Origin of the sequence: Streptomyces sp. MJM8645, assembly GCF_001625365.1 — a bacterium.
In the GTDB taxonomy this organism is placed as follows: domain Bacteria; phylum Actinomycetota; class Actinomycetes; order Streptomycetales; family Streptomycetaceae; genus Kitasatospora.
Genome location: NZ_LJJF01000001.1, coordinates 1192485 through 1210799, shown reverse-complemented (window position 1 = coordinate 1210799; position 18315 = coordinate 1192485). Strand labels below are relative to the sequence as shown.

Below are 18315 nucleotides of genomic sequence, written 5' to 3'. Positions count from 1 at the left end.
AGCCTTACGGGTTCCGAGACCCTTTAACAACCTGGCGCAGTGTCATGTAGCGCTCTAGCATGGGCACTTCGATCAAGGGGCCGAGCCAGGGGTGGTCGCGTTGGAACCGGATGCGGAAATCGTTTCTCCCGTCACCTACGATCCGGCCGTTCCGAGCGTGGCCCGCATGTACGACCTCCTGCTGGGCGGGCACGCGCACTTCCAGTCCGACCGTGACGGGGTGCGCGATCTGCTGAAGGTCGCACCGAGCAGCGTCGAGGTCGCGGCGATCAACCGGGCGTTCCTGGTGCGCACGGTGCAGACGCTGGTGCGTGACTACGGGGTGCGGCAGTTCATCGACCACGGCTCGGGCCTGCCGACCCAGCGCAACGTGCACCAGATAGCTCAGGAGATCGACGACAGCTGCCGGGTCGTGTACATCGACAACGACCCGATGGTGGTGCACACCGGCCGAACCCTGTTGGCCGGGAACCCGAACACGGCCGTCGTCCACGCCGACATGCGCGACACCGACAAGATCTTCTCCAGCAAGGCCGTGCAGGACCTGATCCTGCCCCGCGTGCCGACGGCGGCGCTGTTCGTCTCCGTCCTGCACTGCATCCCGGAGAAGGGATCCGTCCCGCCCGCGCGGCTCGTGCGCCAGGTCCGTGAGCGGCTGCCCGCCGACGCCCCCGCCTACATGGCCATCTCCCAGCTCGTCAGCCCCCATCTCGACGTCCGCCGGCGGATCACGGACCTGATGGCCGACCTCACCCAGCACCATTGGGGGGAGGTCCGTACGGAAGAGGACGTGGTCGGCTACTTCGAAGGCATGGAGATCCTCGACCCCGGTGTGGTGGAGGTGTCGCAGTGGCGTCCCGACCCGGCCGCTGCCCGGACGGCGCAGACGAGCGACGAGTGGACGGAGTTCGGCGGCGTCGCCAGGGCTCACTGACCGGGGCGGCGCATCCTGCCCCGGTGGATCCCGATCGCCTCGTCGATGAGCGCCAGGCCGACCTCGTAGTCGGCGACGTGGAACAAAAGGGTGTTCAGCAGGTCCGCGTAACGCTCGACGTCCGGGTCCTTGCTCAGGTAGATGGCCCCGATGCCGGGGCCCTCGACGTAGACGACGTCGCTCGGGCCGCCGTACTCGAAGGCGAGGTGGGTGAAGGCCCCCGACGGCGGGGTCAGGTCCGCGGTGAACGGCAGGATCGCCACATGCACGTTCGGCCGCCGGCTGAGCTCCTTGAGGTGCTCCAGCTGCCCGATCATGACCTCGGGGCCTCCGGTGTTGCGGTACAGCACGCTCTCGTCCAGCAGGGCCACGACCGTGCGGTCGGCGTCGTCCAGCAGCCGGGTGCGGTCCATGCGCTGGCTCACCCGGCGCTCGATCTCCTCGGCGGGGGCCCGGGGCAGGCCGGCCTTGATCATCCGCCGCGCGTAGGCGCACGTCTGCAGCGGCCCGGGCACCACTCCGCCCTCCCAGTACTGGATGCGGGCGGACTCGACCTCCAGCCCGATCATGCGCCTGAACCAGCCGGGTGTGATGTCGGCGTACTCGGCGGCGAACGGCCCCGCCACGACCCGCTCCAGAAGCACGTCGACGTGCGCGCGGACCTCGGGGCCGACGCCGTAGATCGTGATCAGGTCGTTGACGTCCCTCTTGGAGGGGGTGCTCTCCCCGCGCTCCATCCGGCTCAGCTTCGACGCCGACGCCCGGATCCGGGGAGCGACGTCCGACAGACGCAGCCGCCGCTCCTCCCGCAGCGACCGCAGCACCGTGCCCAGGACCTTCGCCGCGCCCACCGGTCCGCTCCAGTGGAGCTTGCGTACCTCGTCGCCGTCCGGGTCGCTCGGCGTGGGACGGTCCGGGTGGGCGGGCATGCGGGACTCCTGGGGGCGCGGTTTCGGGAAAGCACTATCCCACGGCGCCCATCCCACATACCCGCCGTTCTATAGATCCCACGGAATCGGGCCGATCAGCGGTGGAACACGTGATCGAAAGCCCTGTTCTCCATGGCCCAGGCGAAGGCCTCGGCCTCGCCGCGGTTGAAGACCAGGGCGGGCCCTTCCTTGTCGCGGGAGTTGCGGAAGGCGACGGCGCCGTCCGGCAGCGGTCCGACTTCGATGCAGTTCCCCACCTCGCGACTGCTCGGGCTCTTCACCCATTCCACGTCCAGCGAATCGGCGCGGACCCCGTTCTCCGGCATTTCGACAGTCATTCGATTCTTCCCCTTCCCATCGCACGGACATGCGGACGGCCGAGGCCGTTTGCAATCCCATTTGCAATTGCAAATGCCCGGCTCGGGAATGCTAGCGGCAGCCGATTCGAACGCGGTGTCCTCCAAACGGGTGTCGTTTTTCGGGCCTCGCCGTACCACCCCCGGGGCGGTTGCGGCCCGTGACGGGCGGGAAACGTTGCGCAGACACCCGCCGCACCCCAGCACCGGAGGACACCCGTGATCGGGCCCCAGGACCACGCCCACCCGCGCTTCGACCGCGACCTGGCCCTGGGACTGGGGGTGCCCAGGGCGGCGGCCCGACGCCTGCCCGGCACCCCGGACGCCGCCACGGCGGCCCGCGACTTCGCCCGGGCGACCGTCGCCCACTGGCGCACGCCCGTCACCGCGCAGGCGCTCGACGAAGCCGTCGAGGACCTGCTGCACGGCTTCGACCTGCACGGCTTCGAGCTGCGCGGCTTCGAGCGCGAAGAGGGATGGCTCAGCCTCGTCGAAGCCCCCGACGCCCTCCTGCTCGTCCTCACCCCGGCCCACTCGCCACCCGCCGAAGGAGCTGCCGACGCATTACGGGCCATGCCGGACGCCACCTCCACCGGCACGGCGGCCGAACACTGGACCAGGATCCCCTTCCCCGGCAGCCCCCGCACCCGCAGTGCCCCGCCGTCATGCTGCGGAGGTCGCAGCGGTAGCCGAACATCTTTCGACTCAGGAGGTAGTGGGCCGGGTGAACCCTGTGCGAGAACCAGTGGCGGAGGCCCTTGAGGAGGGCTGCATCAAGACCGGTACCGAGGCCTGGTGATGTCGTCCGCGATCGGCACCTCGACCGGATCGGCCAGGTGCTCGACGAGGTACCCGGGTGCCTCGTCGAGCACCCCGTCGGCGTCCTGCGTCGATCCGGTTCAACGGCCGCCGGGTCCGGTCTGGGCGCCGTGGCCGGCACTGCTCGTGCCGTGCCGGCCGGGGGCCTTTTCCCGTCGGCCCCTGGGGGAGGCGGGGGTTCGTGCGGTCGCTAGCGTTCGTCGGTGAGGTCGCGGACGAGGGTGCTGCTCACCTGGGGGAGTTCGCCGTACTCGGGGTCGTCGCCGGCGACGGGGAGTTGGTGGATGACGGCCGCGAGGCGGGGGGGCAGTTTCACGTCGAGGCCGTAGTGGCACCGGGCGAGGATGTCGGTGAGCACCTGGGTCGGCAGCAGGGCGTGAGGAGTGCTCAGGACGCGCTGTGGCGGGCGGGGTTTGGTGGCCAGTGCTTCGGCCTGTTGGCGCCAGACTTCCGCGTCCAGGAACTCCCCGAGGCTGCGGTGCAGCAGGCTCAGGAACGATGCGGAGGTGTAGGAACCGCCGCCGGCCGCGAACTGCCACCAGAACTGGGCGCCGTCGCGATGGCCCGCGACGTACAGCAGCGCGCCGAGGACGAGGGCGCCCTCGGGGTGGATCTGCGCGCCGTTGACGAGGAGGCCCAGGGAGGCCGCGGCGGACGGCATCGAGAGGACCAGGGACGCGGCGAGGTCGAGTTCGTGGGCCGCCTGCCTGTGCTCGGAGGACAGCGGACTCGGGGCGGTCAGCAGCCGCTCCCAGGAGACGCCCGTACCCCCCGGCTGCGGCCGCGGGGCCCGGGTGGGCACGTGGATGCCGGCCATGTTCGGGTGCAGGGCCCGGTCGTGTTCGGTGCTCACCGGCTCTCCCCGCGTCGGCCGCCGAGCGCCGCGGCCAGGCGGTCGAGGGCCTGGCTCGCGGTCGAACGGACGTTGGCCTCGGTCGTCCCCAGGCAGTCGGCGATCTGCTCGTCCGGCAGGTCGAGGAGGTACCGCAGCACGATCACGTCGTGCCGCCGTTCGGACAACCTCCGGATCGCGACGTACAGTTGCTCGTGGCTGCCCTCGGTCTCCATCAGGTGCTGCGCCCGCTCGGCGGCGATCCGCACCGCGTAGACCCACCCGGGGACGCTCGCCTGGGTGGGCAGCGGCTCGCCGTTCATCATCAGTTCCGCCAAGGCGGCGCCGATCTCCTCCTTGAGGATCGTCCAGGCGTGGAACGGCGGGATCTGCTCGCGCAGGATGCGCGGCCACTCCTTCCACACGCGGACCTTCGCGATCTCCACCGCTCTGTGTGCGGCGTCGTCGTCGCGAAGGCGCGCGCGGGCGAACCCGCTCCACGCCCCCTCGTGCGTGTCGCAGAACGCGTCGAACGTCAGGCGGTCCCGGCCTCCGACCACCCAGTCGCTCTCGGTCACGTCCCATTCCTCCCCTGCGGCACGCCTGTCGGCTGCCGTCCGGTGCGGGCCGCCGACCGTGGTGGAACCCCATGGCCGTACGGCGGTCACAGCGGGAACTCGCTTCCCTGGTAGGAACATTAAGGCGGATTGGATGCCGAGATGTTAAGCCGCAGCAAGGTGTTTCGAGATCAGACACAAGGCGCGGCGGATGATGGAGATACCGTGCTCGAACATGGTCAGAGTGGGTCACTACATGCTCTGATTCGGTCGTCCTGCTGCACGGTCGCGTCGTCACCGGCAACGGCCCTTGATTGGCCGTTCGGGCGTGTGGGCATAGTGGAAGGGGCCGCGCCAGGGTTCGCCACCGCTCGCCACGGTGGCGCGGGCGCGGATCGGTCCTGTCCTGCACAGGGCGAGTCGATGATGCATCAGGGGGAACGCATGACTCAGGGGGAACGCATGACGGACGGCACCGCCGGGACCGACGACGTAGAGGTCAACCTCGACATACACCTGGCGCACTCCGCGCGGATGTACGACTACTACCTCGGCGGCACGACGAACTTCCCCGCCGACCGTGAGGCCGCCGGCCGGGCCCTGGCGGTCTTCCCCTACGCCCGCTCCGCCGCGCGCGCCAACCGCGCCTTCATGCGCCGGTCGACGCACCTGCTCGCCGAGGCCGGCATCCGGCAGTTCCTCGACATCGGCACCGGGATCCCCACCTCGCCGAACCTGCACGAGGTCGCGCAGTCGGTCGCACCGGACGCCAAGGTCGTCTACGCCGACAACGACCCGATCGTGCTCCTCCACGCCAAGGCGCTTCTGCACGGCACCGAACAGGGCGTCACCGCCTACGTGCAGGCCGATGTGCGTGAGCCCGCAGACCTGTTGGACTCGGCCCGGGCGATCCTGGACTTCACCCAGCCGATAGCGCTCAGCATGAACGCCCTGCTGCACTTCGTGCCGTTCGAGGCCCAGCGGATCACCGAAGGCCTCAAGGCACAACTGCCCAACGGTTCCGCGCTGGTGATCAGCCACTTCACGCAGGACTTCGCCGCCGAGGAGACCGCTCGGCTCATCCAGGTCTACACCGCCGCAGGAACCCCCGTCGCCGCCTGCACCCGCGACGAGTTCGCGCAGTTCTTCACCGGGTGGAACCTCATGGAGCCGGGCGTCGCCGCCACTCCGCGCTGGCACCCGGCGCCTGCGGACGACACCGAGCACATCACCGACGCGGCGGCCTCCTGTTATGGGGCCGTCGCCATCCGCCCCTGAGCCGTGCTCCCAGTCCGGCAGCTCCCAGTCCGGCAGCTTCCAGTCTGGCAGCTTCGAAGCCCGGATGTTCAAGCCCCGTACATCGGCATTCCGGCCGCCGGGCGAACCACTCACCGCCGGCCCAACTCCGCAGGCCGCAGGAGCCGTTGTCAGTCCTGCCCCGCGGGCGGCATCAGCCGCTCGCAGGGCGGCTCACTCGCGCCCGCCGATCGCGTCGACCGGCGCCGGCCGCAGGGCGGCCCGGGTGGCCATCGCGATCGAACCCCAGGAGAGCGCGACGGTGGCCGCCACGATCGCGACGAGGCCGACGGGGGAGACGCTGGGAACGGGTGACCTCGTCAGCCCGAGGCTGATGCCGACCAGCGGCGGGATCGTCGCCAACAGACCGAACAGCAGCGCCGAGAAGACCACGATCCTGGCTTCGCCGTTCATCATCGCGCGGACCTGGGCCCGGTTGGCGCCGATGAGTCGCAGCATCGCGAACTCGCGCACCCGCGCCGCCGTCGCCATCACCAGGGTGTTCACCACGGCGATGGCGATGTAGCCCAACAGCACGGTCTGGAACAGGAGGTTGAGCGCCCAGCCACCCGAACCGTCGCCCCCGGGCGCGCCCTTGAACGCCTCCTGGCCGCCCACCTGGACCGTCGGGTAGCGCCCGACGGCGTCGCGCAGCGCGTCGGCGAGCGCCTTCGGGTCGGTCCCGTCCGCGGACCTGATCAGCACGGCGGTGTCGACCCGCGCGGTGCTGTGCGCGACGACGAGGTCGTTGGGCAGGGTGACGTCCCCGAAGCCCAGGCCCCGCTCGTAGACCGCCACCACCCGCGGCCTGATCGCCGTGCCGTCACCGAGCCGCAGGTCGACCGTCCCACCGCGCCGCGCATGGACGGTGTCCGCGACGACCCGGCTCAACGCCACCGTCTCGCCGCGCAGTTCCGCGGTGTCGCCGTCGACCACCCGGAGGTCCATGGTCTCGGAGAGCCGTTCGGGCGCGACGCCCTGGGCGGCGAAGACCTTGGTCGCGGTGCTGTCCTCGGACGGGAACGTCAGCAGCACCCGCATCCGTGCCACCGGCGTCGCCACGGCGGCGCCGGGCACGCCGCGCACGGCGTCCACGACCTCCGGGGACACCCCGGCGCCGGACGACGAGGTCAGCACGTGATCGGCCCGCAGGCCGGCGTCGAGTTGGTCCCGCGACGCCGCGACCGTCGTGGAGGCGCCGAACACCTGCACGGCGGCCAAGGTCACGCCCATGGCCAGCGGGGTGACGGCCGAACCGAGCCGCCGCGCATGGGCCCGCGCGTTGGCCTGGGCGAGGAAGCCGGGGGCCGTGGACTGCCGGTTCAGGCGCGAGCCGAACAGCACGACGGCGCCTCTGACCAGCAGCGGGCCGACACAGCCCAGCGCCACGACGAACAGCAGGACCGCGCTCGCCGCGGTGTCGGCGGCAGAGTCGCCCGACACCGCCACCCGGCCCGAGGTCAGCAACAGCCCGAGCGGGATCAGCAGGAAACCGACGGCCAACCGGACCCGGCCGATCCTCCCGGGCTCGACGGCGGCGTCCCCGAGCGCCTCGACCGGGCTGGTCCCGGACACCCGGCGCGCGACCAGCCAGCCGCCGAGCCGGGCGCTGGTCATGCACAGCGCCAGCGAGGCGACGAAGGGCAGCCACCCCACGTCCATTCGGAAGTCCGCGGGCATCGTGCCCGCGAGGACGAACGCGCCGCGCATCACGAACGCGACGACGACGCCGGGGATCGCGCCGACCAGGGCGCCCGCCAACGACACCAGGGTCATCTCGGCGCCGATCATCCGGTGGATCTGCCGGGGCGTCGCGCCGATGGCGCGCAGCAGGGCCAGTTCGCGCCTGCGCTGCTGCACCGACAGTGCGAGGGTGCTCGCCACCACGAACACCACGATCAGCACCATGGTGCCGCCGAACGACGCCGACGTCTCGACCACCAGGCTGCGGGCGTCGCCCACGTCCAAGAACTCCACATCGCCGCGCTCCGCGCCGGTGTGGGCCACCACGCCCGGCACGGCGGCCGTGATCCTGCCGGCCAGTTGCTCCGGGGTGACGTCGGGCCCGGCCCGCACACCGATCGCGTCCACCCGGTCCGGACGGCCGGACAGCTCGGCCGCCCGGCCGTCGGTGAAGAACACCGCGGACTGGCGGCCCAACCCGCCCCCCTCCGGCGCGGCGACGCCCACTACGCGGTACGACGACGCGACCGAGCCGACCACGAGCCGCACCGTCGCGCCGGGCGACACGTGGGCGCGCGCGGCGAGGCCGGCGTCGAGTACGACCTCGTCGGGCCCGGCGGGCGCGCTGCCCGCACGCACCGCGAACGGCCCGAGCACCGCGGCGGACCAGCCGTGCCCGACCACGGGGAAGCCGTCCGGGCCGCCCACCGCGCGGCCGTCCGGGGCCAGCACGCCGACCTCGACGTCGACATCGCCGACGGCGGACCGGACACCGGGCACGGCGGCGACGGCGGCGACCTTGTCGGCGGGCAGCGTCACGCGCTCGCTGTAGCGGACCTCGGAGCTCTCGTCCAGCCAGTACGACTGCTCCGCGCCGAGGACCACCGCCGCGCCCGAGTAGCGCTCGGGGGCCACCCCGGTGCTGAGCCCCGACATCAGCAGGATCCCGCAGGCGGTGATCACCGCCGAGCCCGCGGCGATCGCGACGAAGGAGCCGACGAAGCCGCCCCTGCGCCCCTTGATCGTGCTCCACGCCAGCGACAGGTCCCTGCGGTCCGGCACCACGAGGCGGACCAGCCTCCGGATGCGGCGGATCACCACGCGCCCAGGTGCGTCATGCGCGCCGCGACCTGCCCCGAGGCGGGCCGGCGCAGCCCGCCCGCGAGCCGCAGCGGCGGCGTGACGGTCTCCTCCACGGTCAGCGTGGTCAGCGTGGTCATCGGGCTGCACACCCGGGGAAGGCACTCCTGCCAGAATCGGACGGTCCCATTCCGAGGGTGCGGGCGCCACGATGCAGTCCGATGCGTACGGCATCCGGCGCCGGTATCAGGCTCCTTGACGTGCCGTAACTCTTCGACGCCGTACCCCGGCGGATCGACCAGTCGGCGGATGCGGCACGCCACGCAGGTTGAGACATGCTCGGGGAGCCTACCCGAGGCCCCGCCGCGCCCCATCGTCGTGGCCGAGGAGCGCACGGGGTCGGCCGCCTGAAAACCCCATGGGCGAGATTGTGGCGCCGCATCAATCACTGACAAGATTTCAGCACGGCATCCTGCTGCGGGAGATGCCGCCGAACCGACCGGGGCTCGACGCACGCCAGGAGGCCGCATGGCACGGGTGAACCTGAGGGCTGCATTCATGAGCGGCCTTTCGTCCACCGTCACGGCTCAGCAGGTCTTCACCAACCGGGTCGACGAAGTGGCCGCGTTCGCCCGGTCGGTCGACGAGCTCCACCGGATGCTGGACGAGGCCGAGGTCTCGCCGGTCGTGGACCGCGGGCAGGGCCGCCGCAATGTGCTGACCTTCTACGGCGTGGGTGGCATAGGCAAGACGACGCTCTCCCACGAGTTGGAGCGCCGCCTCCTCGCCGAAGCGCGGGAGAAGGAGCGCGACGACGTGGTGACCGTGCGGATCGATCTCTCGGAGGAGGGCGCCGGCGACATCGAGAGCCTGTTGCTGCGTCTGAGGGCCGCCCTGGGGCAGTTGGGGAGCCGTTGGCCGGCCTTCGATCTGGCACTGGCCTCCTACTGGGCTCGCGCTCACCCCGGCGAGGCCTTGCAGGAGTTCCTGGACGCCTCGCCGGCGCTGCGGCGCGCCTCGCGGAGCATCGCGCTGGGTGACCAGATCGCGGAGGCCGTGAAGCAGGTCGACCCGGGTGGTCTGGGAGGTCTGACCGGACTGGCCCACCGGGCCGCGCTCGTCACGTACCGCGCCGTCCGGGACCGGGTGCGGGAGGGCCGGTTGCTGGCCGACTGCGACCTGTTCGCCGAACTGGTCGAGGCGGACGCCGACTACGAGACGCTCTCGTACTTCCCGTACCTGCTGGCCTGGGACTTGGAACGGCAACCCTGGGGCGGTCGGGCGGGCCGGCGGCCCCGGGTGTGCGTCTTCCTCGACACCTTCGAGGTGGTCAACGGCCAGGCCGACCGCGCAGTGGAACGGTTCGTCCAGCGCTGCGCCTATCTGATGCCGAACGTGCTGTTCGTCATCACCGGCCGGAACCGGATCGACTGGGCCGACTCGGGCGCGGGCGGCGAGCTGGATTTCACCGGCCCGGAGTGCTGGCCCCAGCTGCACTTCAGCAACGACACGGCCGAACCACGGCAGCACCTCGTGGGGTACCTGTCGGACTCCGACGCGGACAGCTATCTCCGTGAGGCCCTCGTCCGGGGCGGTGAGCCCGCGATGTCGGCGGAGATCCGGGAACGCGTCATCTCCGGCGGCCAGGGGCTTCCCTTGTACCTGGACCTGTCGGTCTCCCACTGCGCCGCCTTGCTGGCACGCGGCGGGCAACCCTCCGTGGCGGACTTCGGCGGCTCGTTCACAGCCGTCGCGACCCGGTCGATCAGGGACCTCCCCCGGGAGGAACGCGACCTGGTCCGAACAGCGGCGCTCACCGACCGGGTGGGCGCAGAGCTGCTGCGCGCCGGTCAACCCGGAGTCTCCGACGGGAGCGTGGCACGGTTCCTTCGCCGACCGTTCCTGACACACGACGACGCCTATGCGTTCCCGTACGCGTTGCACGTGGCGTTGCGGCAGGCCATCGGCGAGGCGGACCGGACGCTTCCGGACGGCTGGTCGGATCGCGACCGCAGTGAGGTCGCCGCCCGGCTGCTGAGCTGGCTGGGCGAACGCCTGGGCCCCTCCGGCGGGCGGGTGGCGACGGCGCAAGCCCTCGAAACCGGGCTCAAACTCTCTGCCGAGCACGGTGTCTTCGACGACTGGATGACGCTGGCCACCCAGCGACTCGTCGAGGCCGGCCAGTGGTCGGAGCTCGGCGCCGGTCTTACCGGCGGCCCGGTGGGCCTCCCCGAGTACCGGGCGATCCGGGCCGCCATCCGAGGAGTCCAGCTCCGCCGGACCGGCCGCGTCGAGGAGGCGATCGAGGTGCTCGGCGGCGCGGCCGGAGGCGTGCGGCACGGTGGCCGGACGGTACAGCTGGTCCGCATCCACCTCGCCCACGCCCTGCGCAACCACGGCGACTACACGCAGGCCGCGGAGATCTACCGGGGCTTGGTGGGGGGCGAGTTCGACGCGGCCGCCCGCTACTGGCTCAGCGACTTCGACTACCTCAACGGGCGGTTCGCGGCCGCTCTCGCCTCCCTGTACGAACAACCGGTCCGTGGCCCGGAGGACGAAGGCGAACGGCTCCGGCTGACCGGGCACATCTGGCGGGTCAACGCCCGCTTCGAGGAAGCGACTTCCGTCTACCACGAGGCGATCGACCTGGCGAGGCGCGAGGGACTGGCCGCCGCAGAGGCGAAGGCACTCGCCAACCTGGCGCAGACCGCCTGTTGGTCCGGGGACACGGCAGCCGTCGCCGACGCGGCGGGCCGGGCCCGGGAACTGCTCGACCTGGTGCCCAACCCCGTCGAACTGGTCAAGCTCCGGTCCGCCGAGGCGGTGGCCCACGCCATGGCCGGCGACGTCGACGCTGCCCGGTCCGCGGTGGGAGACACCCGGCACCTTGCGGACGGGATCGCCTACCGGGGCGGCCACAACCTGGCGGACGTGGCCGATATCCTCCTCGGCGTGCTCGCCGGTGACCACGAGGGTGCTCGTCGCACGCGATCCGAGCTCGATGCGCGCACCCGTACGTCCGGCGGCAACACCTACTGGGTTCCCATCGCGACCTCCTGGATCGACGGCTCCCTCGCCGCCTCGGAGCACCTGCCCGCCGTCGGCTGGGTGGACGGCCCCGTCGCGTCGTTGGGCCGCTGGGCAGCGGTGGTGACACGCCGATGACGCTCCCCGGCCCCCGCACCTGGGCCGAGTCGTCCGGAGAAAGCAGAGTCTGATGACTGACCTCGTAAGCGTCGGCCTTGTCGGCGTCGGCACCATCGCGCAGACCCATCTCGCGGTTCTGGCCGAACGGGACGATGTGCTGGTCGAGTTCACGGTCGATCCGAACCGGCCGGAACCGCCCTCGTTCCGTGGAACCACCCCGCGTCACTACGCCGGCCTGGACGACGCGCTCGCGGAGCACCGACCCGATCTGCTCGTGCTCGCCACTCCCACGCACACGCACGCGGAGCTGGCGGCCCAGGCTCTCCGGCTCTCCACGGCCAAGGTGCTGGTCGAGAAACCCCTCGTCCACGACCTCGCCTCGCTCGGGCGGCTTCGCGCGCTGGACGAAGCGGTCGACGTGCGGGGCCGGTTGTTCACCGCGCACCACTTCGCCTTCTCGCCGGAGGTCGGCTGGGCGGCGGAACTGCTCGCCGAGCACCCCGAGTGGGGGCCCGTCACGGCCGTCACCTCCGCGTTCTACGATCCCTACGTCCTCAAGGGCGCCGGTGCCTACGAGTCCTACGGCTCCAGCTGGATGGACTCCGGGGTGAACCAGCTCAGCCTGCTCACCCGCCTGGTCGACCTCACGGCGCTCACCTCCGCCCGGCAGCTGGACGGCGGCGCCAGCGCGTGGTGCACCGCCGAGTACCGGTCCCGGGGCGAGTCGGGTACCGCACGTCTGCGCAGCAGCTGGCTCACGGGCTCCAGCAGCAAGGAGAGCAGCCTGGTCCTCGGCCGGGCGGGTGTGGAGGTGTGGATCGACCACACCTCCATGACCGGCTTCGCAGCCCGGGACGGCGACCTGCTCGCCGCCTTCGGGACGGACGGTCGGACGGCCCGGAAGGTGGCCCATTACCGGCCGCTGTACGAGAGCCTGCTCTCCGACCGCCCCGACCCGGTCCTCGGGTTCGACGCGGCCGCGAGGATCACCGAGATCCATCACGCGGCGCCCGGCGCGGAGTAGTCCCCGGGGCGGGCGGGGCGCTGCGACGTTCGGGTCGGTGGGGCGGGCGGGAATCGAGCGACTCGCCGAGACGTGCGGGGGTGGCTCGGGCAGGGCAGGATGGGGCCGGTTCGGGTGGCCTGGCCGCCTGGGTCCCCGTCTCGGTGCGTGGTTGTTCCGGCGGGTGTCGCCACCGTCTGACGGGCGTTCGTCGCTCGGGAGCCGCCCCATGACCGCTTCTGCCCCTGCCGGTCCGATCGTCCGGTTCCACCGTTCGGTCGCCGAGTCGCTCGGCGGGCTCCCGGGTGCCTTCTGGTGGCTCTGGGCCGCGACCCTGGTCAACCGGCTCGGCGGTGTGGTCACGTTCCTGGCGCTCTACCTCACCGCGGACCGTGGCTATTCGGCCTCGTACGCGGGGGTGGTCGCCTCGCTCATCGGCCTCGGCTCGGCGATCGCCGCGCTGGTCGGCGGTGTGCTGGCGGACCGGATCGGCCGGCGGCCCACCCTGCTGGCCGCCCAGCTGCTCACCGCGCTCACCACGGCGGCCCTGGGTTTCGCCGACGGGCAGTTGGCGATCGCCTCGACGGCGTTCCTGGTCGGTCTGAGCAGTTACGCCTCCCGTCCGGCGACGTCCGCGATCATCGCGGACCTGGTGCCGGCCGCCGACCGGGCCCGTGCCTTCGCGCTGAACTACTGGGCGATCAACATCGGGTTCGGCGTATCGGCCGCGCTGGCCGGGCTGGTCGCCGCCCACGACTACCGGGTGCTGTTCCTCGTGGACGCCCTGTCCACGCTGCTCTGCGCCGTGGTGGTCTTCGTCAGGGTCCCGGAGACCCGGCCCGTCGAGCCGCAGCGGGACGCCGCCGGGCTGGGGGAAGGGCCGGGGGAAGGAGCGGGGGAAGGAGCGGGGGAAGGAGCGGGGAGTGGGCCGAGCGCCGGGCTGGGCACGGTCTTCCGGGACCGGCGCTTCATGGCGCTGGTCGGGCTGACCTTCGCCTTCGGGCTGATGCTCCAGCAGGGCAACACGACGCTCGCCGTGGACATGGGCAAGGCCGGGTTGACCAGCACGCAGTACGGAGTGGTGATCGGGATCAACGGCCTGCTGATCGTCCTGTTGCAGATCCCGGTGACCCGCCTGACGAAGGGACAGCACCGGGGGATGCTGCTGCTGGTCAGCGCGCTGCTCACCGGGTCGGGCTTCGGCCTCACCGCGTTCGCGGGCTCCTCCGCCCTCTACTACGCCGCCACCGTGGGGGTCTGGACGCTCGGCGAGATGATTCAGGCACCCACGAGCATGAGCCTGGTGAGCGAGCTCTCGGCGACGAGCACCCGCGGGCGCTACCAGGGGGTCAACTCGCTGGCCTGGTCGGCGGCCTCCTTCCTCGGGCCGGTCGCCGGCGGGCTGCTGCTGGACCACGCCGGCCGGGGCGCCCTCTGGGGGTGCTGCGCGGTCCTCGGCACGGTGGCCGCGGCGGGGTACCTGGCGTTGGGGCGGCGGGTGGACACCGGGCGCTACTCGATGCCGTGACCAGGCGCTGAAAGGGGACGGGACGGATCACGGCTCCTGGCGAAGGTCGGTCCAGGGGGCCAGGTCGGGTGCGGCGCTCTCGCTGCGGAAGAGGAACTCGAACAGCAGCCGGGCGGCGAGCTGCGCGGTGCTGCCGGAGGGGTCGTAGCGGGGGGCCACCTCCGCGATGTCCACGGCCTCCACGGGCAGGGCGCGCAACTCCTCGTAGACGTCCAGGAGGTGTCCGGTGTCGATGCCGCCCATGGTCACGTGGCCGGTGCCGGTCGCCACGGCGCTGTCGAGGACGTCGATGTCGAGCGACACGTACACGGTGTCGCAGCGCTCGCCGAGCTGCTCGACGAGCGGGCGCAGGGCCGCGGCCGCGCCCTGGCGCAGGATCTGCGATCCGGGCACCACGTGGAAGCCCCGGTCGAGCAGGCCGCGGAACTGGTCGTACCTGGTCACGTCGCCGACGCCCACGAAGGCGATGTCCTCGGGGTGCATCCCCGGGAGCTCGCTGATCCGGCGGGAGTTCGACCCGTGGTAGAGCGGCCCGTGCAGGGTGCTCCAGTTCCCGAAGTCGAAGTGGTGGTCGATGTTGATGAATCCCACCCGCCGCGCGCCCCGGTCCAGCCGGCCGGCGCGGAAGCCCGCGAAGGTGGGGAAGGTGGTCGAGTGGTCCCCGTTGAGGAAGACCAGGCGCGGCGCCGATCCGCTCAGCCGCCGGCTCCCGGCGGCGACCGCCTGGAAGGTGCGGATGGTGTCGGTCGGGTAGATGTGCAGGTCCCCCGCGTCGGCCACGCGCGGGGCGCGGTAGCGGAACGTCCGGCCGCTGCGGGTGTCCAGCATCTTCCACTGGCCCAGGCTGGTGAGGTAGCTGGAGAACACCAGGCTCGCCTGCCGGATCGCGCGCGGCCCTTCGGCCGCGCCCGGACGGGAGCTGGCGGTCGCGTCGTACGGGACACCGGCCGCCACCCAGCCGTCCTCCCCGACGTCGACCTGCGCCCGGTCCGCGGCGGGGGCACCGAACAGGGTGGCGAGGCCGGCCCACCCGGGCAGCGGGTCGGTCTCGAACTCCTCGGGTTTGACGCTGCGGTGGAGCGCCTCGAAGTCGGGGAGTTGGGAGGGGAGTCGGCTGAGGGGTTGGTGGGGCAGCTGGTACGGGGGCTGGTTCATGCGGTCTCCCTTGCGGAGCGGTCGGGGTGGCCGGAGCGGTCGGAATGGCCGGGGAGGGCCGGCGCGGGGGCGCGGACGATGCGGTGGGCGGCGGCGATCTTCTCCTGGAAGAGCTCCCAGCTGCGCTCCGGAGTCAGGTGGCTGGGCCGGTAGACCACCGGGGCGTCCTCCCGCCACTGCGCGAAGTCCCAGGTGAAGATGCGCTCGCGCAGGCGCTGGAAGTCGGGGGTGAGCGGGTAGGGGACGAAGTTGTAGAGGTTGAAGAGCCACAGGGCCCGGCGGTTCGCCTCCAGCCACCGGACGGTCTGCGCGTGGGACTCCTCGGTCTCCTCGTCCAGTCCGCCCATCATGTTGAGGACCACCTTCAGGCCGGCGTCGCTCAGCGCGTGGATCCGTTCGGTGTAGTCGTCGAGTCCGCGGGACAGCTTGCCGAGCCGTTTGAGCATCTGGGAGTCGGCCGACTCGAAGCCCAGCTCGACCGCCACGACGCCGAGTTCGAGCATCGCCTCGATGACCCACTCCTTCACCTGGAGGACGTGGGTCTGCACGATGAACTTGTAGCCGGGGCGGTCGCGGAACACCTCCAGTAGGTTGCGGACCGCCTCCCGCGACTGCCCGAAGGTCTTGTCGCCGACGTAGACGAGCCGGGTGTCCGGGAAGCGGTCGGCGAGCTGGTCCACTTCGGCGCGGAGGGCGCTGCTCCCCACCAGGGTGAGCTGCTTGCTCCAGGCGTCCCCGCAGAAGGCGCACTTGTACAGGCAGCCGTGGCTGGCGTTGAGCCGCAGCATCGGCACCTTGCCGCTGTAGCCGTCCAGATGGCGGTAGTCCGGTGCCCAGGTGATGGGCTCGGCCACCAACCCGAGGGCGGCCCGCTTCTCCGTGCGGCCGCCCCGCCCCGAGGCCAACTCGACCAGGACGGCCGCGAAACCGGTGTCGAGCTGCCCGCGGTGCACGGCGTGCACGGAGCCCTCGGGCGCCAGCGGGGCCATGTTCCCGCCCAGGACGACGCGCCGCCCGGCGCGTTCCAGTTCGCCCGCGAGGTCCAGGGCGAGCCGGAAGTTCTGGGCCAGCGGCGAGAACAGGACGAGATCGCCGGGTGCCGTCGCCGCCAGGATCGGGGCGCCGCAGGCCTCGCTGTCGGCAGGGGTGCGGGACAGGTCGACGAAGCAGGAGTCGATCGCGGTGCTGTCCAGCAGGGCGGTCAGGTGCGCGACCCAGAGCGGAATCTCCCAGAGCCCGTCGGACGGGATGAAGTACTCCGGGAGGAAGGCGCGGAAGCGGCGGTCGTAGTCCTGGTAGTAGGCGGACAGCCGGTCATCGGGGTCGCGGGTGGACGGGAAGGGCAGTTGGACGATGCAGCACCTGGTCACGATTCCTCCGCACGTGGGGACGTGCTCGCGCCGACCGGCTCACGGGAGGGCGCCGATCGGTCGCGCCCGGAGGAGCTCCTGCCCGGGCGGTGGCCGCCGCCATCGGCGTGAACGACGCTCACTGGTGCGCGTACCGGCCCCGTGGAGCGCGGAGGACCTTCGTGCCCCCGGGGCGTGCGCCGGGTGACGCTGCTCGGCGACGCGATCCACCCCATGCCGCCGTACCGTGGTTGCGCTGATGCGCGCCGGGTCCGCCACCTGCGGGGGTGGGCCCGGCGCGCATCGGGACGGTCTGGTGTCAGCTGAAGGAGAGGTCGGCGGTCAGGGTCGAGTCGGCGATGGGCCGGCCGGTTCCGAGTAGGACGTCGACGCAGTTGTCCACGAGCGGCTGGTCGCTGGTGACGTCCACGAGCGCGGACAGCTTCTCCCCGGCCAGGCGGGTGGAGGAGGCGGTGACGGTGCCGGTGAGGCTCCCGGAGCCGTCGACCTCGACGATGGCGATGTCGGTGACGGTGCTGCTCGCCTGCGTGCCGTCCTGCAGGTTCCAGGTGAAGGTCGCCGAGGAGCCCGGTGCCAGTGCCGGCGGCGTCGCCGGGCTGCAGCTGATCGCGCCGAACCTGAGCGTTGCGGTGACGGTGCCGCCCGTCACGGCCGTCGGGCCGTCCAGCGAGTCCTTGCACCTGCTCGCCGTCCCGCCGATCGCCACGGTGGTGGCCTCTGGGCCGGCCGAGAGCGGCGGGCTGAAGTTGACGGCGGCGTTCACGGTGCAGTTCAGGATTTCCGCGGCGGCCGTCGGGGCGGCGTCGGCGGCCGGGGTCACGCCGGTGGACAGCGCGGCGAGGACGGCGGACACGGTCACAACGCTTCGGCGTACGGACACGTGGGTTCCCTTTCTTTCGTCGGACCGGAGGGGGCGGCCCGCACGCGGGGCGAGGCGGGCCGAAGGGCGTCGAAGGGCGACGTCGAAGGGCGACGGTGACACGGCGCGACGGTTCCCGGCCGTCGCCATCCTGGGAACCCCGCCGATGCGCCTCGAATGGTCCAGAACCGGGGCCCGGCCTCGCGGACCTGAGGGCGGCCGGGACGGAAGACCGCCCGGTCGGTCGTCCGGGCTTGCGGGACGGGGCATCGGCGGACACCGTGAGTACGCGATCAGTCGCGCGTGCCCCTGCTGAACGGCCCGGTCCTTCTCCCGCCAGGAGGCTTGTGATGTCCCCTCTCGTCCTTGTGCGCGGCCGCGTGGCGGCCATGGTGTGCGCGTCGGCCGTCGCCCTCGGCGCCCTGGCGGCGGTCTGCGCCCCGGCGTGGGCGGACACCGGGCGGGCGGACACGGGGCGGGCGGACACGGGGCAGGCGGTGGCCGGGCGGGCGGTGGAGGACCGGGCAGTGGAGGGCCGGCGCGCCTTGATCAACTTCGGCACGGTGAAGTGGTTCAACGCCGAGAAGGGGTTCGGGTTCATCGTGCCGGACGTCCCCGGTCCGGACCTCTTCGTCCACTTCTCGTCCATCGTCGGGCTCGGGTACCGGACCCTGGAGGAGGGGCAGCGGGTCGAGTTCCAGATCGCGCAGGGCCGTAAGGGCCCGCAGGCCGTCGACGTCGTCGGCCTCTGAGGGCGCGCGGAGCCC

The 18315-nt window shown here is 71.9% G+C and carries 16 protein-coding genes; 7 read left to right on the top strand and 9 right to left on the bottom strand.

Annotation, left to right across the window (positions count from 1 at the left end; genetic code table 11):
• Positions 1–91: 91 nt before the first annotated feature.
• Entirely contained in the window at positions 92–934 is an 843-nt protein-coding gene (locus A6F73_RS04815) for an SAM-dependent methyltransferase (protein WP_347878513.1), read from the top strand.
• Here the strand turns inward: A6F73_RS04815 and A6F73_RS04810 are convergent.
• Positions 928–1863: a helix-turn-helix transcriptional regulator gene (locus A6F73_RS04810; protein ID WP_063346613.1), complete on the bottom strand. Its 936-nt coding sequence runs from the start codon at positions 1861–1863 to the stop codon at positions 928–930. The genes A6F73_RS04815 and A6F73_RS04810 overlap by 7 nt on opposite strands.
• 95 nt (positions 1864–1958) lie before the next feature.
• Positions 1959–2189 carry a DUF397 domain-containing protein gene (locus A6F73_RS04805; RefSeq protein WP_063346612.1) on the bottom strand — a complete coding sequence of 77 codons (231 nt, stop codon included), beginning with the start codon at positions 2187–2189 and terminating at the stop codon, positions 1959–1961.
• A gap of 249 nt (positions 2190–2438) precedes the next feature.
• Here A6F73_RS04805 and A6F73_RS04800 point away from each other — a divergent pair, with 249 nt between their 5' ends.
• A complete protein-coding gene (locus A6F73_RS04800; protein WP_063346611.1) occupies positions 2439–2981 on the top strand; it encodes a hypothetical protein in 543 nt (180 codons plus the stop codon).
• A gap of 247 nt (positions 2982–3228) precedes the next feature.
• Here A6F73_RS04800 and A6F73_RS04795 read toward each other — a convergent pair whose 3' ends face one another.
• The gene (locus tag A6F73_RS04795) at positions 3229–3891 is read right to left on the bottom strand and encodes a hypothetical protein (protein WP_244293293.1); all 663 of its coding nucleotides are present in this window, start codon (positions 3889–3891) and stop codon (positions 3229–3231) included.
• Entirely contained in the window at positions 3888–4448 is a 561-nt protein-coding gene (locus A6F73_RS04790; RefSeq protein ID WP_063346610.1) for a sigma factor-like helix-turn-helix DNA-binding protein, read from the bottom strand. The genes A6F73_RS04795 and A6F73_RS04790 overlap by 4 nt, the downstream gene beginning before the upstream one ends.
• 441 nt (positions 4449–4889) lie before the next feature.
• Between A6F73_RS04790 and A6F73_RS04785 the strand changes: the two genes are divergently transcribed.
• The gene (locus tag A6F73_RS04785) at positions 4890–5705 is read left to right on the top strand and encodes an SAM-dependent methyltransferase (protein ID WP_063346609.1); all 816 of its coding nucleotides are present in this window, start codon (positions 4890–4892) and stop codon (positions 5703–5705) included.
• A gap of 192 nt (positions 5706–5897) precedes the next feature.
• Here the strand turns inward: A6F73_RS04785 and A6F73_RS04780 are convergent, their stop codons facing one another.
• Together A6F73_RS04780 and A6F73_RS42460 are read right to left on the bottom strand one after the other, a co-directional pair.
• Positions 5898–8507 carry an FtsX-like permease family protein gene (locus tag A6F73_RS04780; protein WP_079135436.1) on the bottom strand — a complete coding sequence of 870 codons (2610 nt, stop codon included), beginning with the start codon at positions 8505–8507 and terminating at the stop codon, positions 5898–5900.
• Positions 8501–8638 (bottom strand): hypothetical protein, encoded by a 138-nt coding sequence (locus A6F73_RS42460; protein ID WP_159398357.1) that lies wholly within the window; start codon positions 8636–8638, stop codon positions 8501–8503. The genes A6F73_RS04780 and A6F73_RS42460 overlap by 7 nt, the downstream gene beginning before the upstream one ends.
• Positions 8639–9044: 406 nt before the next feature.
• Here A6F73_RS42460 and A6F73_RS04775 point away from each other — a divergent pair, with 406 nt between their 5' ends.
• From A6F73_RS04775 to A6F73_RS04765, 3 genes are all read left to right on the top strand, one after another.
• The gene (locus tag A6F73_RS04775) at positions 9045–11651 is read left to right on the top strand and encodes a tetratricopeptide repeat protein (RefSeq protein ID WP_063346608.1); all 2607 of its coding nucleotides are present in this window, start codon (positions 9045–9047) and stop codon (positions 11649–11651) included.
• Positions 11652–11703: 52 nt separating this feature from the next.
• The gene (locus A6F73_RS04770; protein WP_063346607.1) at positions 11704–12657 is read left to right on the top strand and encodes a Gfo/Idh/MocA family oxidoreductase; all 954 of its coding nucleotides are present in this window, start codon (positions 11704–11706) and stop codon (positions 12655–12657) included.
• Between the two features lie 208 nt (positions 12658–12865).
• Positions 12866–14164 (top strand): MFS transporter, encoded by a 1299-nt coding sequence (locus A6F73_RS04765; protein WP_063346606.1) that lies wholly within the window; start codon positions 12866–12868, stop codon positions 14162–14164.
• Between the two features lie 27 nt (positions 14165–14191).
• Here the strand turns inward: A6F73_RS04765 and A6F73_RS04760 are convergent, their stop codons facing one another.
• From A6F73_RS04760 to A6F73_RS04750, 3 genes are all read right to left on the bottom strand, one after another.
• Positions 14192–15319, bottom strand: a complete 1128-nt coding sequence (locus tag A6F73_RS04760) for an arginase family protein (RefSeq protein WP_063346605.1) — start codon at positions 15317–15319, stop codon at positions 14192–14194.
• Complete coding sequence (locus tag A6F73_RS04755) at positions 15316–16689, bottom strand: radical SAM protein (RefSeq protein WP_063346604.1); 1374 nt, start codon at positions 16687–16689, stop codon at positions 15316–15318. The genes A6F73_RS04760 and A6F73_RS04755 overlap by 4 nt, the downstream gene beginning before the upstream one ends.
• A 298-nt stretch (positions 16690–16987) precedes the next feature.
• Positions 16988–17542, bottom strand: coding sequence for a hypothetical protein (locus A6F73_RS04750; RefSeq protein ID WP_159398356.1), 555 nt, complete (start codon positions 17540–17542; stop codon positions 16988–16990).
• Between the two features lie 554 nt (positions 17543–18096).
• Here A6F73_RS04750 and A6F73_RS42850 point away from each other — a divergent pair.
• Positions 18097–18300, top strand: coding sequence for a cold-shock protein (locus tag A6F73_RS42850; protein WP_063350947.1), 204 nt, complete (start codon positions 18097–18099; stop codon positions 18298–18300).
• Positions 18301–18315 lie beyond the last annotated feature (15 nt).

What these genes read in the sequence shown, in the direction of transcription:
- A6F73_RS04810 (WP_063346613.1), bottom strand. Translation starts at nt 1,863, where the DNA reads ATGCCCGCCCACCCGGACCGTCCCACGCCGAGCGACCCGGACGGCGAC.
- A6F73_RS04805 (WP_063346612.1), bottom strand. Translation starts at nt 2,189, where the DNA reads ATGCCGGAGAACGGGGTCCGCGCCGATTCGCTGGACGTGGAATGGGTG.
- A6F73_RS04785 (WP_063346609.1), top strand. Translation starts at nt 4,890, where the DNA reads ATGACGGACGGCACCGCCGGGACCGACGACGTAGAGGTCAACCTCGAC.
- A6F73_RS04775 (WP_063346608.1), top strand. Translation starts at nt 9,045, where the DNA reads ATGAGCGGCCTTTCGTCCACCGTCACGGCTCAGCAGGTCTTCACCAAC.
- A6F73_RS04770 (WP_063346607.1), top strand. Translation starts at nt 11,704, where the DNA reads ATGACTGACCTCGTAAGCGTCGGCCTTGTCGGCGTCGGCACCATCGCG.
- A6F73_RS04765 (WP_063346606.1), top strand. Translation starts at nt 12,866, where the DNA reads ATGACCGCTTCTGCCCCTGCCGGTCCGATCGTCCGGTTCCACCGTTCG.
- A6F73_RS04760 (WP_063346605.1), bottom strand. Translation starts at nt 15,319, where the DNA reads ATGAACCAGCCCCCGTACCAGCTGCCCCACCAACCCCTCAGCCGACTC.